This window comes from Oligoflexus tunisiensis, assembly GCF_001748245.1.
In the GTDB taxonomy this organism is placed as follows: Bacteria; Bdellovibrionota_B; Oligoflexia; order Oligoflexales; family Oligoflexaceae; genus Oligoflexus; species Oligoflexus tunisiensis.
In genome coordinates, this window is record NZ_BDFO01000001.1 from 3,823,470 (window position 1) to 3,841,705 (window position 18,236).

12 protein-coding genes are annotated in these 18,236 nt (G+C 55.9%); 4 read left to right on the top strand and 8 right to left on the bottom strand.

Annotated features, from left to right (window positions below; all coding sequences use genetic code 11):
- Nucleotides 1-35: 35 nt before the first annotated feature.
- The 6 genes from OLTU_RS15980 to OLTU_RS16005 all read right to left on the bottom strand — a co-directional run bounded on the left by OLTU_RS15980 (nucleotide 36) and on the right by OLTU_RS16005 (nucleotide 9,446).
- Entirely contained in the window at nucleotides 36-1,064 is a 1,029-nt protein-coding gene (locus OLTU_RS15980; protein ID WP_141733767.1) for an XdhC family protein, read from the bottom strand.
- Nucleotides 1,045-1,656, bottom strand: a complete 612-nt coding sequence (locus OLTU_RS15985; RefSeq protein WP_141733768.1) for a nucleotidyltransferase family protein — start codon at nucleotides 1,654-1,656, stop codon at nucleotides 1,045-1,047. Before OLTU_RS15985 ends, OLTU_RS15980 begins: the two co-directional genes overlap by 20 nt.
- On the bottom strand, nucleotides 1,653-3,836 hold the full coding sequence (locus OLTU_RS15990; protein ID WP_176736669.1) for a xanthine dehydrogenase family protein molybdopterin-binding subunit: 2,184 nt from the start codon (nucleotides 3,834-3,836) through the stop codon (nucleotides 1,653-1,655). Before OLTU_RS15990 ends, OLTU_RS15985 begins: the two co-directional genes overlap by 4 nt.
- 40 nt (nucleotides 3,837-3,876) lie before the next feature.
- Nucleotides 3,877-4,344 carry a (2Fe-2S)-binding protein gene (locus OLTU_RS15995; protein WP_141733770.1) on the bottom strand — a complete coding sequence of 156 codons (468 nt, stop codon included), beginning with the start codon at nucleotides 4,342-4,344 and terminating at the stop codon, nucleotides 3,877-3,879.
- A gap of 150 nt (nucleotides 4,345-4,494) precedes the next feature.
- Nucleotides 4,495-6,546, bottom strand: a complete 2,052-nt coding sequence (locus OLTU_RS16000; protein ID WP_141733771.1) for a prolyl oligopeptidase family serine peptidase — start codon at nucleotides 6,544-6,546, stop codon at nucleotides 4,495-4,497.
- Nucleotides 6,547-6,932: 386 nt separating this feature from the next.
- Nucleotides 6,933-9,446, bottom strand: coding sequence for a glycogen/starch/alpha-glucan phosphorylase (locus OLTU_RS16005; protein WP_176736670.1), 2,514 nt, complete (start codon nucleotides 9,444-9,446; stop codon nucleotides 6,933-6,935).
- An 85-nt stretch (nucleotides 9,447-9,531) separates the two neighbouring features.
- Here OLTU_RS16005 and OLTU_RS16010 point away from each other — a divergent pair, with 85 nt between their 5' ends.
- The 4 genes from OLTU_RS16010 to OLTU_RS16025 all read left to right on the top strand — a co-directional run bounded on the left by OLTU_RS16010 (nucleotide 9,532) and on the right by OLTU_RS16025 (nucleotide 15,922).
- Nucleotides 9,532-11,217, top strand: a complete 1,686-nt coding sequence (locus OLTU_RS16010; protein WP_176736671.1) for an alpha-amylase family protein — start codon at nucleotides 9,532-9,534, stop codon at nucleotides 11,215-11,217.
- Between the two features lie 128 nt (nucleotides 11,218-11,345).
- Nucleotides 11,346-13,307 (top strand): amylo-alpha-1,6-glucosidase, encoded by a 1,962-nt coding sequence (locus OLTU_RS16015; RefSeq protein WP_141733774.1) that lies wholly within the window; start codon nucleotides 11,346-11,348, stop codon nucleotides 13,305-13,307.
- 81 nt (nucleotides 13,308-13,388) lie between these two features.
- Nucleotides 13,389-14,669, top strand: coding sequence for a glycosyltransferase family 4 protein (locus OLTU_RS16020; protein WP_141733775.1), 1,281 nt, complete (start codon nucleotides 13,389-13,391; stop codon nucleotides 14,667-14,669).
- On the top strand, nucleotides 14,666-15,922 hold the full coding sequence (locus OLTU_RS16025) for a glycoside hydrolase family 57 protein (RefSeq protein ID WP_141733776.1): 1,257 nt from the start codon (nucleotides 14,666-14,668) through the stop codon (nucleotides 15,920-15,922). Before OLTU_RS16020 ends, OLTU_RS16025 begins: the two co-directional genes overlap by 4 nt.
- Nucleotides 15,923-16,091: 169 nt before the next feature.
- On the opposite strand, the gene OLTU_RS16030 is transcribed toward OLTU_RS16025, so the two are convergent.
- Both OLTU_RS16030 and OLTU_RS16035 read right to left on the bottom strand, forming a co-directional pair.
- Entirely contained in the window at nucleotides 16,092-17,666 is a 1,575-nt protein-coding gene (locus OLTU_RS16030) for a hypothetical protein (RefSeq protein WP_141733777.1), read from the bottom strand.
- Nucleotides 17,667-17,800: 134 nt separating this feature from the next.
- The gene (locus OLTU_RS16035; protein WP_218110067.1) at nucleotides 17,801-18,226 is read right to left on the bottom strand and encodes a MarR family transcriptional regulator; all 426 of its coding nucleotides are present in this window, start codon (nucleotides 18,224-18,226) and stop codon (nucleotides 17,801-17,803) included.
- Between the last annotated feature and the right edge of the window lie 10 nt (nucleotides 18,227-18,236).

The following is an 18,236-nucleotide window of genomic DNA, read 5'->3' on the forward strand; positions in this document are numbered from 1 at the left end:
ATCCACTCCTTGCGGTCGGCTTGAAGGCGCGGGGCCTACCCTTCGTATAGCATCGCCGGTGAATCGCTTGCAAGGTTCTGAGCCCAAAGAATTTCGCAAAGGATCGAAAAGGCAATCTGGAGCGGCGTGTCGGTCGGCATATTCAGTCCCGCTGGCGCGCAGAAACAATGCAAAAGGTCCGGCGGCAGCTGCCGTTCCAAAAGGTCCTCCACGATCAGACGCGATCGCTTTTCGCTGGCCACCAGGGCTACGTATGATGCACCGGCGCGCAGAGCATGCTCGGCAATGGCGGCATCCTGCTTATGATGACTCGCGATTACAACCCAGGCGCCGCGTGGTATCGCAAGGGCTTCCACATCCAGCGGCAGTTCACAAACCTGCAGATGCGGCAGATCCATGTCCAAAGGACTGTTGCGAAAAACCTGCGCCCGCCAATCCAGAAAGGGCAGCAGACGGCTGAATTCCTCGGTGATGCGGGTCTGCCCGAAGACGCAAAGGGACGAGGGCCGGGAAGGCAACGCAGGCAGCGGCGCGGGTCCGGAGCCTTTGGTGTTGCGCAGGGGTTCCAGCGGATAACCCTTCCAGGTGGCCAGAGCTGCAGCCAGCTGCAGAAAGAGTTCGCGCCAGGACTGGAGCGGCTGGACCGGACCCACCGCGCTTTCACTTTGAAAACCCAGTTCCTTCAAAAATTGGGCAGCGGCCTGATTCCAGCTGCCGAAGTTGGGCAGGCTGAGAACGGGACTGGAAAAATGCGGTTCCAGATACACATCCATCACACCCCCGCAGGGCATCAGCCCGAACACTTCATCATCCAGGTCGATCTCCACGATGCGCGGTCTTTTTTCCTGCAGGGCCTCGCAGGCTTCCTGCGATACATGCGACTCGGCGCAACCGCCCCCGATATAGCCATAGAGGTTGGTGCCCTGGGCATCAAAGAGGGCCTTGGATCCGGTTTTGGCTGAAGCGGATCCGCGGACCCGGATCACCGTCGCGATCACAAAGCTGGCGCCACTGTCCTTCAGGGCCTGCGCCCGGCGAAAAAGTTCAGGAGGTGATGTGAGCATGATAATCCTCGATCGTATCGATATCGATGCGTCCGCGTGCGACTTCATGGAAACGCACACGCTCCGGATATTTTTTGAACAAAAAAGAGCAGCCCTTGTCACTTGGGGGCTGCTCCATGATCTGAGAAAAATAGGCCAGCGGGATGATCACCGGATGCGCGGGCTGGCCCTCACTCCACGCCCGTAACAGCGTGTAAGCGTCACCGCACCGCCAGTGATCCGAGGCTGCACGATAGTCCTCCGCCTTGAGAAACGGCAGATCCACGAGCGTGATCAAAACCGCTTCACTCTGCGGATGCACCGCCTGCAATCCCGTTTGAATGGAACTGAGGATACCGGTCTGATAATTCGGGTTATGCGCTTCCCGCAGCGGGGGGCGCTGGACGCTGTCGTCCGCAGCCTGCTGCACCGCAGCACCCCACACAGCCCCCCGCTGCGCGCCGGTTACCAGAATGATCTCGTCCATTCCCGCGTCCGCGAGCTGCTGCAACGCATGCTGAACAAAGGTCGTATGGCCAAGCGAAAGCAGAGCCTTCGCCTGATAATTCATGCGACTTCCTTGCCCCGCAGCGAGCAGCAGCGCACTGATCATACCAGTCCCTTGCTGAAAGGCTGAGTGCGAATCCGCTTGCCGTTCAATTTGAAAATGGCATTGGCGATCGCCGGCGCCAGAGGCGGCAGACCGGGTTCACCAAGACCTGTGGGTTTGTCGTTCGAGGGAACGAAATGAACCTCAACAAGCGGCATCTCGGGCATGCGCAGAACAGGAAAATCATGGAAATTGCTCTGCTGCACCTGACCCTTGTCGAGGGTCAGTTCCTCGTAAAGACAGGCAGACAGACCATAAACGATCGCACTTTCCACCTGGGCCTGCGCACCCTTGGGATTGACCACCGTTCCACAGTGCACGGCGCTGACCACCTTATGCACTTTCACATCCTTGCCTTGTAGCGAAACCTCCACCACATTCCCAACCACGCTGTTGAAGGATTCATGCACGGCCAGGCCGAGGGCATGACCGGCCGGCAATGTTTTGCCCCAATCGGATTTTTGCGCCAGCAAATCCAGCACAGCCTGATGCCGCGGGCTGTTCTTGATCATCTCCTTGCGGAATTGCAAAGGATCCTTCTTCGCAAGGGCCGCGAGTTCATCAATAAAGGTTTCCATCACATAGGCCGTGTGGGTATGCCCCACCGAACGCCACCAAAGCGTCGTCACCGGCAGCTTCATGAGCTTGAGCTGCAGGCGAAAATCCGGGATTGCATAAGGCGTATTTTCCACGCCTTCAATCGAGGTGGGGTCAATGCCCGTCTTTTCAATTTGAGCACCGAACGGCGAACCGTCCATCACCCCCTGCCCTACAATCTTATGATCCCAACCGCTGATACGACCCTTGGCATCCAGACCGGCCGTGATTCTGTGCATGGTCTTCGGCCGATAGTAACCGCCGCGGGTATCGTCCTCACGAGTCCAGACCACTTTGAGCGGTTTTTTCAGCTGTTTGGCCAGGGCACAGGCTTCCACCACATAATCGCTGTCCTTGTTTGCACGACGCCCGAAACTGCCGCCCGCATAAGTGGTCGTCACCTCCACTTTCTCAGGAGGCAGACCGAAAACTTTCGCGGCCGCCATGCGATCCCCGGTTGGCATCTGATGCCCGGCCCATATATGCGCGCTTGTTCCATCATAGGTCACCGTGCAGTTCATCGGTTCCATTGCCGCATGGGCGAGATACGGAAAATCATAAGTCGCCTCCAGTTTCCGGCGGGCTTTCTTCAAAGCCTCAGCCGTGCTGCCCACGCTCTTAACTGGCGTTCCTGGTTTTTCGAGAGTGGCGAGGAAAGACTTATGCAGACCATCCTGAGTCAGCAGGGGATCATCGGAAAGTTTCCACTGCACCTGCGCGGCCTCGCGGGCTTTGATGGCCGCCCAGGTATGGGTGGCGACGAAGGCCACCTTGTGACCATCGAGCTTGATGATCTCCTTCAAACCCGTAACCTTGCGCGCGGCCTCGTCATCGAAACCGGCCAGCGTCGCTCCAAACGGAGGACGTGCGATCACCGCATAGACCATATCGGGAAGCTTCACATCCAGGCCAAAGATGGCCTTGCCGCTGATTTTATCCGCGGTATCCACCCGCTTCATGGATTGACCAATGATTTTGAAATCCTTGGAATCCTTGAGTTTGATGGGCGCGATCGGTGGTGTTTGCTGGGCCGCGGCGTCGGCAAGTTCACCGTAGGTCAAGGAACCCTTTTTCGGATGATGCACGGCGCCCTTGTCCGCGCGGCATTCGCGGGCCGGCACATTCCACTTCTGAGCAGCGGCCGCGATGAGCATTTCACGTGCCATGGCCCCGACCATGCGCAGCTGATTCCAGGACGAGGTCACGGCGGTACTGCCGCCGGCCATCTGAATCGGGGCAAAGGTTGCATTATAAACCGGAGCGACCGGTGCGGACTCGCACGCGATGCGTTCCCATTCACATTCCAATTCCTCGGCGATGAGCTGGGCCAGGGAGGTGTTCACGCCCTGTCCCATTTCCAATTTATTGATGATCAGGCGGATGGAATTATCCGGACTGATGCGGATGAAAGCATTCGGCAGCGCGGCCGATTTAAAATTCAGGTTTGGGCTTGGCGCTTCCTGAGCAAAGGCGAGTTTACCCAAACCCATGGGCAGGGTGAACGCCACCACCAGACCGGAGGTGACCGCGACACCCGTTTTCAAAAAATCACGACGGCTCGGCTGACCTGGGAAAAGATCCGACATGGATGATTCTCTCCTCATGATGCGTGATAGGGTGAAGACCTCAGCTGCGTTTGACCAAGTCCGCGGCCTTATGAATGGCCCGACGGATATCGGCATAGGTCCCGCAGCGGCAGATGTTGCCAGCCATCGCGGTGTCGATATCCTGATCGGTCGGCTGCGGTTTTTGCGTCAGGAGCGCGGTCGCGGCCAGAATCTGTCCCGATTGACAATAGCCGCACTGGGGAACGCTCAGATCCTGCCAGGCGCTTTTAATGGCTGTTCCGACCTTGCCTTCCAGACCTTCAATGGTGGTCAGCTGACGACCTGTCGCCGCGCTGACCGTAGTCACACAGCTGCGAATCGGGACGCCGTCCATAAGAATGGTGCAGGCTCCGCATTGCGCCAGGCCGCAACCGTACTTGGTCCCCGTGAGCCCCACAAGGTCACGCACCGCCCACAGCAAAGGCATGTCAGCATCGGCTTCCACGCGCTTCGTCTGGCCGTTGATGCTTAAATCATACGCTGCCATCTTGAACCTCATCTCGTGCATGTTGAATAACGGGAGTATTGTACACAAGCCAATGATGAATTGACTGTCGCATGGTTGGTGGGACTTTGAATAGGAATTTTGAAAAAGGCGGGACCGGGGTCCCGCCGGGAGGATGCGTGGAGAGAGAGTTCAAGGAATCGCTGCGGATTTCCCGGTCGCGGGAGCGGGACCGAGTTTATCCCACAGATAGATGAAGCTCAAAGCCTGACGTTCCGCCAGCTGCTGCAGGTTGGCGCTCGCGCTGTGTCCGCCTTCGATATTTTCGTAATAGAGGAAAGGCTTATCCATATCAGCCATGCGTGCCGCCATTTTCCGGGCGTGACCCGGATGCACACGGTCGTCCTTGGTCGAAGTCATAAAGAAGACTTCAGGATATTTCTTATCCGACCGCAGATTCTGGAACGGCGAATACTTCGCGATATAAGCCGCCTGCTTGGGATCATCAGGATTGCCATATTCCGCCATCCAGCTGGCGCCGGCGAGCAGCGTATGGAAGCGCAGCATATCCAGAAGGGGCACCTGACACACCACGGCATTGAACAGTTCGGGATGCTGGGTAAAGGTCGCGCCCATGAGGAGCCCACCGTTGCTGCCGCCCTGAATACCGAGATGCTGCGGTGCCGTCACCTTCTCAGCGATGATACTTTTAGCCACCGCAACAAAGTCATCAAAGGCCTTCTGACGATTTTCCTTCAGAGCCGCCTGATGCCAGGTCGGTCCGAATTCACCGCCGCCGCGAATATTCGCCAGCACATAAACACCGCCACGTTCCAGCCACAGCTTGCCGGCCACGGTCAGATACGAGGGCTGCATGGCCACTTCAAATCCACCATAGGCATAAAGCAAGGTGGGATTCTTCCCATTCATGGCCAGACCCTTGCGATGCACCAGGAAATAAGGGATTTTCACACCGTCCGTGCTGGTAGCGAATTCCTGACGAATTTCCAGACCGGCCGCATTGAAGCGCGCGGGAAGTTGCATCACGAGTTGTTTTTTCAGCGTGCTGCCGTCCATCGCATAAAGACTGGTGGGATTCAGGAAGTCTTCATAGCTGATCAGGAGGCGATTGCTGTCTTCATCCACGGAACGGAAATGGATGGTGCCCTTGTCATCCAGAGGCAATTCCTGGGAAGCCCACTTGTTCTTGTCCAGGGTGAAGCGCAGCACCTTGTTCCGCACGTTGTCGAGCAGCGCGACGTAAACGTAATCCTTGCCGACAGCCACACCATCAAGAGCCTGAGTCGCCGTGGGTCCATAGACCAGCGAGATCGGGGTTTTGCCCTTCAGGAGTTCCGCCAGCGGCGCGGTCAGAAGCGAACCAGGACCGAATCCGGCCAGCTTCGAACGGTTGGCAAACAGAAGCTGTCCGTTGAAAATGCCTTTCACGTCGACATCGGTGGGAAGAGGCAGGCGAATGATCTTGCCGTCCTGATAGACCGAGACTTCCGCGGTGAAGAACGTATCGGCACGCACCATCAGCACATGATCATCCTTGCCGTCATGCAGCACGAGCGAGCTGACCGAAACATCGGCCTTCTGTCCTTCAAAAACCTTGGTCGCCGCGCTCAGGGGAGTGCCGCGTTTCCAGATCTTCACCTGCATGGGATAACCGGAATCGGTTTTGGGTGTGCCTTCCAGCGCATCGGCCAGCAACACGGTATTCATATCCAGCCATTCCACTCGGGATTTGCTGGCTGGCAATTGGAAGCCGTCCTTGACGAAGGCTTTTTTGGTCAGATCAAATTCACGAACCTGAGCCGCATCGCTGCCGCCTTCCGAGAGGACGACGAGGCAACGCTCAAACTTGGGGCGCAGACAGTCCGCACCGCCGAAGACGTAGCTCTTGCCCTCCTGTTTGGCCAGGGCATCCACGTCCAGCAGGACTTCCCACTGTGGTTTATTGTCCTTGTAGGCTTCCCAGGGTGTGCGGCGCAGGATGCCGCGGACGTGCTCTGCGTCCTGCCAAAAGTTATAGACAAACTCGCCCTGAATGCGACCATCAGGAATCTTATCCTTGGCTTCCAGAATTTCCAGAGCCTGGGCTTTAAAGGTCTTAGAGTCCTTATGAGCATGCAGTTTGTCAAGAGTACGAGTATTCTGCTTGCGAACCCAATCCAAAGCCTCCTTGCCTTCCACCTCCTCCAGCCACTGATAATCCGCATCTTTCTTCGCTACGCTCATCGCCGGTTTTCCTTCAACATGAGGCGTGATAAGGAGAGCTCCAAGGGTTACCCCTTTCCAGAATCCAATTCGCACGATGATATCCTTCCTATCAAACAGTTAGCCCAAGGCTTAGGGATGTATCGACGACACCTTAAAAGCCGGTCGTTTTCTTGTAAAGTACATTCGCACAAGAAAACGTCAGCCCGACGCCATAAACCGCGCTCCACCCTTCCATTTCAGGGAAGGACGACACGCGGACTGGGATTGGACCTTTTTCCAGTCTTCCAGGAAATATAGCCCGATTCAAACACTTATTCGCAGGATGCATTGGGGAATGCCGCTATGACGCCCAGGATGCGGAGTCTCCTGGGGTCGCAACGCGGCGGGGGGGCTGACCTGGAAGCCTAAAAGCCGAAACGCTCCTCCCCATCCCCTGCCTGATCCAGAGGACAGGGATGCAGATGCCAGACGTCCCGCGTATACTCCTGCACCGCCCGGTCCGAGGAGAACCAGCCAATGCGGGCAATGTTCAGAAGAGACTTCTGCTGCCAGGCCCGCGGATCGGCGAAGACCCGATCCACTTCCTCATTGCAGCGAACATAGTCCGGAAAATCCGCAAGGTGATAGTAATGGTCCCCCCAGCTCATGAGGGTATCCCAAATCGGTTTAAAGCGTTCGCGGTCACTGCGGAAGAAGAAGCCGCGGCGGACCTCGTCCAGGATGCGGCGTATATTATCATGCTTATGATAATAATCCTGAGCCCGATAGCCATGCGCCTGCAACGTTCGCAACTGATCCACCGTGTTGCCAAAGATGAAAATATTCTCCTCGCCGACATGATCGCGGATTTCAATATTCGCTCCATCCAGCGTTCCGAGGATCAGCGCTCCATTCAAACAGAACTTCATATTGCCGGTTCCCGAGGCTTCTGTGCCCGCGGTCGAAATCTGTTCGGACAGGTTCGCCGCCGGGATAATGCGCTCGGCCAGGGACACATTGTAGTTGGGCAGGAACACGACCTTGAGCCGATCGCGGGTTAAAGGATCGCGATTCACCATGGCCGCCACCGCATGGATGAACTGAATAATCAGTTTGGCCATCTTATATCCGGGAGCCGCCTTGCCCGCGAAAACCACCGTACGCGGCTGCTGCTGCTTGTCATAGTTCAGGCGCAGCTCATGATAGAGATGGAGGCAGTGCAAAACTTTCAAGAGCTGGCGCTTGTATTCATGTATCCTTTTCACCAGCACATCATACATGCTGTCGGGATCCACTTTTTCACCAAGTTCCTGATGAATCAGCTGGGCCAGCCCTTCCTTGTTGTGACGCTTGATGAGCGCCAGACGGTCGAGGAAGGACGAATCCTCCACAAAACGCTCAAGACCACGCAGCTGCTCCAGATCCGTGACCCAGTTCTCATGCCCCAGGCTCTCCGTAATGAGCGTGCTCAATTCCGGATTGGCAAGTCGCAGCCAGCGCCGGGGACAGATGCCATTGGTCTTGTTGTGGAACTTCTGGGGAAACAGTTTATAAAACTCGGGAAAGACCTTTTCCTTGAGCAGATTCGTATGCAGGGCCGCGACCCCATTGACGGAGAAACTGGTCGCCACGGCCAGGTTCGCCATCCGCACCTCCTGCTGGGGACCGCGACCGAGGATGGCCACTCGATCCATGAAGCTCTGATCATAGATCGGCCGTTCCTTGACCATGCGCATGAAGCGTCGGTTCATTTCCTCGATGATCTGGAAGTGCCGCGGCAGGGTCTGGCGGAACATGGGACCGGGCCAGCATTCCAGGGCTTCCGGCATGACCGTGTGGTTGGTGAAGGCTATGGTCTGATGGGTAATGGCATAAGCCTCCTCCCAGGACAAACTCTCGCCATCGATCAGGAGCCGCATCAATTCCGGAATGGCCAGTGTCGGGTGCGTGTCGTTCAGCTGAATCACGACCTTGTTCGGCAGATCCGTGATGGACGCATTGCTATTCTTGAAGCGCCGCAGGATATCCTGCAGAGATGCCGCCACCAGAAAATACTGTTGCTTGAGCCGCAGGAGTTTGCCGAGCTCGTTCGCGTCGTTCGGGTAAAGAACCTTCGACAGCACCTCGCTCTGCACCTTGTCCATCACCGCACCGACATAGTCACCGGAATCGAAGATTCCAAAATGGAATTCCTCGTTGGCCTTGGCTGCCCAAAGTCGCAGACTGTTGACGTTCATCGTCCCGTAACCCGGGACGGGCAGGTCATGGGGAACGGCTAACACTTTGTATTCCGGTTGCCAGTCCGCAAAAACATGCCCTTGGACATTCTCGTGAAATTCACTGCTGCCGCCGAAGCCTATTTCATAGGCATGAATATTCTTTTCGATCTCCATGGGAGTGCCAAAGCGCAGCCAGGGATCCGGCACCTCCTTTTGCGCGCCGTGATCGATCACCTGACGGAACATCCCAAACTCAAAGCGGATCCCATATCCATAGGCGGGCAGATTCAAGGTGCTGAGCGAATCCATATAGCAGGCGGCCAGGCGCCCAAGGCCGCCGTTCCCCAGCCCAGGATCGACTTCAAGCTCAGCAATAGCGTCAAGATCCAGGCCCAGCCCTTGCATGGCCTCTCGACCGACACCCAGAAGGTCAAGATTTACCAGAGCATTCTTGACCAATCGCCCTAAAAGGTATTCCATGGAGAGATAATAAAGCCTTTTGCTGTTACTCCGAGTGTAAGTGCCCTGGGTCGCAATCCAGCGATTCATGAGGAGCTGCCTTACGGTGTGGCATAGTCCGAGCAGCTGTTCGCGCGGCGTGGAATTTTCCAGGACGGAGCCAAAGTTGTGCTCAAGACTTTTGCGAAAGGTGATCTGAAATGCCGCCACTTTCTCGGTGTAGGACGGATGATCCAGTATCACATCGATGATGTCACGCATGGTGGGCCTCTTCAGGTCGGAATTTATGTGCAAGGCGATCAGCAACACGCCCCCTACTCTAGCAAAGGGGTTCGAGGAAACCAACATGCATGCGAGAATTGATCGAAGAGGACAGCTTCCTGAGAATGGATTCCGGATCGGCAAGGAATCACAGGTTTTGATGATGGTCAAAGGAGGAAGATGCGGCCGCGTGCGGCTGAAACAGGGCGAGGCCTTGCAGATTGAGCTCCACTTCAAGGAAAAGCCCACAGCTCCGGCGGCGCGACTTTATTCGAACCTCAGTGCCTCGGGCGAGTTCTGCGAAGTTGATATGCGCGCCGCCGGACCTGGCGTCTTCCAGATCCAATGCCCCACGGAAAAGGCGGGAACTTTTTTCTTCACTCTTCAATATACTATGGACGGTCAGCAGTGGTACTGGCTGCGCGGTGAACTCTGGCAGCTGCTGGTTTTCCCGCGTCCCTTGCAAAGCCTGCGTCTCTACACCCTCATTCCCACCGCCAGCGGACCGATGCATCAGTGGAAAACTGTACTGCAAAGAGCCGCTGAACTCGGCTTTAATATGGTGCATCTGCTGCCTGTCACCAAACAGGGTGGTTCACAAAGTCCCTATGCAGCGGCCGACCTTTTTACCCTCGAACCGGATTTCCTGCCCGAGGGCACCGACCCTTCCAGCATGGAAATTTTTGAAGAGTTCGTCGAGGAAGCGCAGCGCCTCGGTCTGGGCCTTTGTTTGGATCTCGTGCTCAATCATGTGGCCATTGACAGTGAGCTGGCGCAGCGCTGCCCTCACTGGATATATCCCGATGCCACCGAACCGGATGGACTCAAACGGAATGGTTTCCACGGCCACGACGGTTTCCATAAATGGGATGACCTGGCCCTGATCAACTATCAGCATCCGGACCCGCGTGTGCGCCGGGCGATCTGGGAGCACATGGAAGGCTATGCCCTCTTTTGGGGCTACTACGCGGCCGCTACAGGCGGAATGATCCGGCTCGATAACTTGCATAGCACCGACCCGGCCTTTGCCATGCATATCACGCATAAGCTACGCCGCGAATATCCAGATCTCGGGATCCTGGCCGAACTCTTCACCCATCCCGAGGCGACCCAGAAAATCTTGCAGCACTACGCCGTGGACCTTTTGCTGGCCACCACCTGGGAACATCACTTTTCAGGCGAACTTCGCCGCTACTTCCGTTATATTCACGAAACAACGCCGGTCATTCCCTGGTTCACGCCGATCAATTCGCATGACAGTGGCGTTCCGGCGGAAGAGTTCGCCAATGTTCAGGCGACAAGGCCGCGCTATATCCTCTGCGCTCTCCTGGGTATCGGCGCCACAGGTTTGACCCAGGGCGTGGAAGTCGGCATAGAAGAAAAAATTAACTTCATCGGTCGCCAACCGGTTGTGCCACCCTCGGCCACCCAGCACGATTTTTGGCCCCTGATCCAACGCACGCACGAGCTGATGACCCACTACAGCGTGTTTCAACAGCAGGGCAATGTGGAATTTCTGGATCATGGCCACGTGGCGATCATAGCTGCCGCGCGGCTTTCCAGGACACCGGGCGAACCGCACGCTCTGGTCATCGCCAACCTCGATATCCACCAGGCGCAAAGCATCCTTTTGGATTTGCAGCCAATCGGCCTTGGGCAATCCTCTCTAACAGATGCGTTTAGCATGCACGCCTGGACTCTTGAAGGCCATACCCTTCACTGCACGTTGGAGCCTTGCGGCTTTCAGGTGATCCTGATCGAAAAAAAGTGACATTGGTGAAGTGACCCTTTGATTTTTTCCTACCGGACGGTTTCAGCCGTCCATTATTTACCTATTGATTTTTGACGAAATTCCTCTAAAGATGCGACCAGGAAAACATCGGCAAAACGAGATTCAACATGCTCCCTATTACCAAGGCCGCCCTCGCTGACCTTCCACAGCTTCTTCAAAGAGAGTGGCTCGATGCCAATAGTCATGGCAGCTACTCCAGCAGTACCATCCTCGACTGCCCCACGCGTCGCTATCATGGCCTTCTGGTCAGTGATGCAGGCATGCTGAACGAAAAACATGTTTGCCTTGCTAAGCTTGAGGCGAGTCTGAGTCTTCGAGGCCGTACGATTGATCTTTATACGAACAAGCACCCAGGTTCGGTCTATTACCCCGAAGGTTACTCGCATTTTGAAACGTTCGAGTATGACCTTTATCCGGTCCTCACCTATCGGGTCGGGCCCTTTCTCCTGCAGCGCGCGTCCATGCTGCTTCATGATCGCGATGCCCTCATCGTTCGTTACAAACTGATGAGCACCGAATCTGTTCAAATGACTCTGAGACCTTTGCTCGCGTATCGCAATCATCATCATCTGCAGCGCGAGACCAGCGAGTTTCAGGTCAAGACCTTCCCCGAAGCCGGTGGACACAAGATTGAACCGCTGCCGCACAAACCAGCCTTTTTTATGGGTACGGATCGCGAGGTCGCGTTCTATCCTGGGCCTTTCTGGGTCAAGCAGGTGGAGTATGTCCGCGAGCAGGAACGCGGTTTCGACTATCAGGAGGACCTCTTCTGCCCTGGCGTTTACGAAGCGCACATGGAAGGCGACCAGGATCTTTATCTGATCTTCGGTTTTCAGCCGACGGCCCGCACGGACGTTCGCGACCTTTGGAATAAGGAAGAGCAAAGGCGTCAGTCCCTGCATCAACGATTCGCAGCCGATGGCGAACCGCTGGCTCAGGTGAAGTTTGAAGCCGAAAAATTTATGGTGCAGAGACGGGATGGTCATCCCTCCATCGTCGCTGGCTATCCCTGGTTCGGGGAATGGGGCCGCGACACGATGATCGCCCTTCCGGGGCTCACGCTGGGTCGTGGCGAACCGGAACGCCTCCTGCCGATCGTTCACACCTATCTGCGCCAGGCGAAGGACGGTTTGATTCCCAACTACCTGGGTCAGGGTCAGCACAGCGCCAGCTACAATTCCGTTGATGCCACCCTTTGGATGATTTCGGCCTTGCAACAATACTGGGTCGCCACCCGGGACAGGGAAGGTTTAACCACCGTGCTGCCCGACATCGTGCAGATGATCGACCACCTGGTCCAGGGCCGCAATCACCTCGTGAAAATCAGCCCCGATGGTCTGATGCAGGCGGGCTCATCCCAAACGCAGGTCACCTGGATGGACGCGACGGTGGACGGTGTTCCCGTGACTCCCCGCGGGGGTTATCCGGTCGAAGTCAATGCGCTCTGGATTGCGGCGCTGGCTTTCTTGCAGGAATTTGCCTCATACACGAAGCTCCCGAGCTGGATTGGGCTTTTGGAATCCGCACCGGCGGCCTTTCACAATAAGTTCTGGCTGAAGGATGCCGGCTATCTCGCCGACTGCATCAGCCCGCATGGATCGGCCGATCGTCATATCAGGCCCAATCAGATTGTGGCCGTGAGCCTTGATTTCTGCCCCTTGAGCAAGGAGCAGCAGGAATCGGTGCTGCATGTGGTCACCAGCCATCTCATTACACCTTATGGACTGCGCACGCTAAGTCCGGAAGATCCGGCTTTCGTACCGTTCTACCATGGCGGTCCCAAGGAACGCGATGCTGCCTATCATCAAGGCACGGTTTGGCCCTGGCTGATCAGTCCCTATATGAAAGCTGTCTTGAAAATTTACGAAGATCCCCAGAAGGCAAGGAATTTTCTACGCCGCAACTTTTCTGCACTCTGGCAGGAACACTTAATGCAGAGAGGCATCATGGGTGTTTCTGAAATTTTTGATGGCCTGCACCCGTATAAACCGGATGGATGTCCGACGCAGGCCTGGAGCATGGCGGCCCTGATTGAAATTCTGAATGAGCTGAAGGCTGAGAAAGGCTGAGTGACGACGCGACAACGTCGCACACAAGGAGCTTTCGGATAGGCCAAAGGTTCAAACTCTGACAGATGGTGGGATGGAGCTATGCGGATTCTAATGTTTGGTTGGGAGTTTCCGCCGTTTATCAGTGGGGGACTGGGCACAGCCTGCTATGGCATGACCCGGCACCTGGCCGAAAGCGGTGAAGAGGTGCTGTTTGTTTTACCCAAAGCCATGGAAGGAATGCCTCGCGAAGGTTACGATGTGATGTCGGCCGAGGAAGTCTGGAAGAAGCGCAGCGAGAGCGATTTCCCCCTTCCGGAGCAGGTCACGGTGCTGACCGTGGAGACGGCGCTTTTCCCTTATATGGAAAACAAGGAATATGCGCGGATGATCCGGCGTTTCGAGGGCTCGATCCCTCAGGAAGGCAAGCCGGCCCCGAGTATCATGACCATGTCGGGCCACTATTCGCACAACCTGTTTGAAGAAGTCCAGCGCTTCGCCGAAGTCGGCTGGCATTTGGCTGAGCAATCTGAATTTGATGTGATTCACGCGCACGATTGGATGACCTTTCCCGCCGCCATGGCGGCTAAAAAGCGCTCCGGCAAACCGATGATTGCTCATATTCATGCCACTGAATATGACCGCACCGGCGATCACCCGAATCAGAAAATTGCGCAACTCGAAAAGATCGGCATGGAACATGCGGATCGCATCGTCGCCGTGAGTCATCGCACCAAGCAAACCTTGATCGATAAATATCACATGGATGCCGCCAAGATCGAAGTCGTGCACAATGCGGTTACCCATGACAAGCTGATCGACCCCTTGACCATCAAGAAAAGTTTCAAGGAAAAACTCATCATCTTCGTCGGTCGAGTCACGCTGCAGAAAGGCCCGGAATATTTCCTGCGGGCCGCTGCCAAGGTCCTGGAAACCCATCCCAACTATCGCTTCGTGATGTGCGGAGCCGGGGACATGCTGCCTCGCATGATCGAGGAAGCAGCCACGCTGCGTATCACGCACCGTTTCCATTTCACGGGCTTCCTGCGCGGTGCCGCCGTGGATCGTCTCTATTCCATGGCCGACCTCTTTGTGATGACCTCGGTCTCCGAACCCTTTGGTCTCACCCCGTTTGAAGCCATGCGCTACGAGGTGCCGGTGATCGTGTCCCGGCAGGCCGGAGCCTCGGAGTTGCTTCCCAGCTCCATGCAGGTGGATTTCTGGGATCGTGACAAACTCGCGAAGATGATGATTGAATTCTGCGAAAACAAAAAACTGCATCAGAATCTGCTGGAGCATCAAAAAAAGACTCTCTCCGGGATGTCCTGGCGGACGGTGGCGGAACAACTGAAATCCATTTATCGAAAGGTGATTCATGTATGACCAGCGTATGCTTTTACTTTCAGGTCCATCAGCCCTTTCGTCTACGCAAGGATTATGATTTCTTTCGCATCGGCACCGATCATCACTACGAGGATGATTACGCCAACGCCACGATTCTGGACAAGGTCGCGAACAAATGCTACCGGCCCATGAATCAGCTGCTTCTGGAAGAGATTCACCGTTGGAAAGGACGCTTTCGGGTGTCCTTTTCCATTAGCGGTGTGTGCCTGGAACAGATGGAACGCTGGGCTCCGGATGTCATCGAATCATTCCAAAGGCTGGTCGACACCGGCTGTGTCGAGATCCTCAGCGAAACCTACTATCACTCCCTGGCCAGTCTCTTTTCGCCCGAGGACTTCGTCGCGCAGATCGCCATGCATCGGGCCAAGGTCCTTGAGCTTTTCGATTATGAACCCGTCGTCTTCCGCAATACCGAGTTGATTTTCCAGGATCAAATCGGGGAACTGATCGAGGATTTGGGTTATCGCGGGATTATCGCCGAGGGGGCGGATCGCATTCTGGGCTGGCGTTCGCCGAATTTCCTGTATCAGCCGGCGCCCTGTCACAAGCTGACCCTGCTTTTGAAGAATTACCGGCTGTCCGATGATATCGCCTTCCGCTTCTCCAATCGCGCCTGGGAAGCTTGGCCTTTGCGATCGGAAACCTTTGCCCAATGGGTTCATCAGGTCGCGGGCAACGGTGAAGTGATCAATCTTTTCATGGATTATGAAACCTTTGGCGAGCACCAATGGGAGGAATCAGGAATCTTTGATTTCATGCGCTCCCTGCCGGGTGGGATCCTGGCCCATCCCGACTTTGCCTTTGCCACGCCGCGGGAATTGATCGACCGTTACCAGCCCATTGGCAAGCTCTCCTTCCCGCAACCGGTCTCCTGGGCCGACGTGGATCGGGATCTTAGCGCCTGGCTGGGCAACTCCATCCAGGATGCTTCGGCGGAACGCATCTACCGCCTGGAGGGTGTGGTGAAAGCCCTGGGCGATCCGGAGCTGCTTCATACCTGGCGTAAGCTGCAGACCTCCGACCACTTCTATTACATGTGCACCAAATGGTTTGCGGATGGGGATGTTCACAAATACTTCAACCCCTACGAATCTCCTTATGATGCGCACGTGATCTATAACAATGTGGTAAGTGACTTCGAGGAACGCCTTCTTCAGCGCTGGCGTGCCCGCGAGGAACCGGCACCTGGATCAGGGCGCAGTCCGCTTGCGGATATGGCGTTTGTGGATTAAGCCCCCTAACGGGGGTGACGGGGTGAGGAGCCAGTGGGCGCAGTCCGCTTGCGGATATGGCGTTTGTGGATTAAGCCCCCTAACGGGGGGGTGACGAGGGTGAGGGCCCCCTTTCGGGGGCTTCGCTTTTCAGTTGAGACGGCTCACAGCCGCCAGAGGGCTGCCTGCCTCAGTTAAAATCACGGAACTCAAAGCGGTAGGTGGCCTGACCGATCTTGTACGAGAAGACGCCGTGCGCCAGTGAGGTTTTTTCCACGGGCTCGCTAAAGGTCGTTTCCATGGTGGCCGCGCCTTCGCTGAAGGTGGCATCATAACGATAGCTTTCATTACCCCAGCCAATCGTCGTTTCCGTCATCAGCTTTTTCAGCGGCGTCATGTCAGTGATTTTGGCCATTTCCGTACCGTTCCAGCGATAGAATTCGACCACAGCGCCGGTCATCTTTGTGCCTGACGTCGTGAACTTGAGCGAGGGAATAAAGACAGTGGGCTTGTCATCGGCGTCCAGCGGTGTGGCAGCAGCCAAATCAAAGCGACCAACTTCCGTACCGTCGTAGGACAGCTTCCAAAGACCGGAAGGAATCGCGCCCATGATCCCCCCGCCGCCGCCGAAGTTCACCATGAAATCATGAGTGCCATCTTCACGAGCATAGAAACCACCGACGCCACCACCCTGACAAACGCGTTTGCCATCCTGAGGCTCAGCTTCCGCGGCATCCGTGTTCGCGAAGGTCGTCACCGACACACCTGTTCCATCGAACTGACGAACGTTGACAGCCGTAGGGGCTACGAATTGGATGGACTTGGGTGATGCCGAGCAGATGTCTTCAAAAGTGAATGGCGTATCGGTCTGGCTGCCGATGTAGAAACCGGTACCGCGATAGGTGAGCTTGCTGATATCAGCATAGGCGTCCAGCAGACTGTCGGCCTCGCCGCCGAAGCTCCACAGATAGAAGGGCTCCGCGCGCCAGTCCGCATTCATATAAGCATTCTTCAGCGACTTGAGAGCCTTGGCCGCTTCCGCCAGGGTATCCTGGGTTTCAGCGGGAAGATCAAAAGCATCGGCCGAGGACAGCTCGGACGTGGCTTCGTCGCCATCGCCTTCGGTGATCGAACCGAGGTTGGCGTTACCGATCAGCGATTGATCGGGCATACCAAAGAGGTTATTGCCGGAAGCGGTGGGCATACCGATGAAACGGAAGCTTTCCGCTTCGGTGACCTTGTCACCGGTTTTGGTATAAGCCACCAGCACAGTCATGGTCCCGGTGCGCTCGATTTCTTCCGCAAAGCCTTTGATTTCAGACTGAATTTCTTCTTCCGTATGTTCACTCAGGAAGCCTTCCGCTTCCGCGAGGGGTACACCAAAGTATTCGGCAAGAGCCTTGGCAAGGCGATCATTGTCACGCTCGGCCGGAGTTTTGGCCAGCTCTTCCGTAAAAGCTTCCTTGGCTGCAACGGTTTTGGCGATGTCGACTGAGAATTTTCCGTCCGCATCCACTTCGATCGCGACGGGTTCACCGGTGGCACTGCCGCCCATAAGTTTAAACTGAAGGACTCCCATTTCATCGGCGGTAAGGCCCAGATTAAGAGCCAGCTGACCCGAGATGGAGACGGTTGAAGCATCCGAGGCGGTCACGCCAGGACCTTCCGTGACGGCGGCATCATCGGTCTTTTCGCTCTTGCCGCAGGCTGCGGCGGTCAGAACCAGGGGCAATATCAGTGAGGACCTTTTAATCGTACGTTTCATAACAGGACTCCAAGTGGAATATCGTCAAATTACGAATCCACTATCGTGAACTGCTGTTTGGTCATTTAATGCGAATTTCGAATGCTCTTCGAAAAGTATGAAACAGATTGTATTACAAAACGTAAATGGGGACTTTATCCCAGGTTTTTCGTTTCTTGCAGCCTTTGCGCGATCGTCACGGTCAGCGCCCGCGTGGCATCGATGGGGTCATCGCAATCCTTGAATTCCAGATTTTTAAGAACCGTCCGCAGCGTCTTTTCAAAATTGACACAAATCTTGAACCCCTTCTGACTCACGATCAGCATCTTCTGCCTCAGGTCGCTGGGGCGTTCGAGCATATAAATCCACTCGGCCCCCTCCAGTCTTTGCAGGGTTGGCGTCAGGGTACTCGGATGGATGCCGGAGAGCAGAGCCAGGGATGAAGCGGAAATCGCCGGTGAAGCGAGGATCTTGCGCAGGACGAGCCACTGCACCAGGGACAGTTCGTGATGTCTCTGCGCCTGAGCGTTCAGGTTGTGCAACTCAACGCTCAGACGGACCAGCAATTCAATTTGGTGCAAGGATTCGATA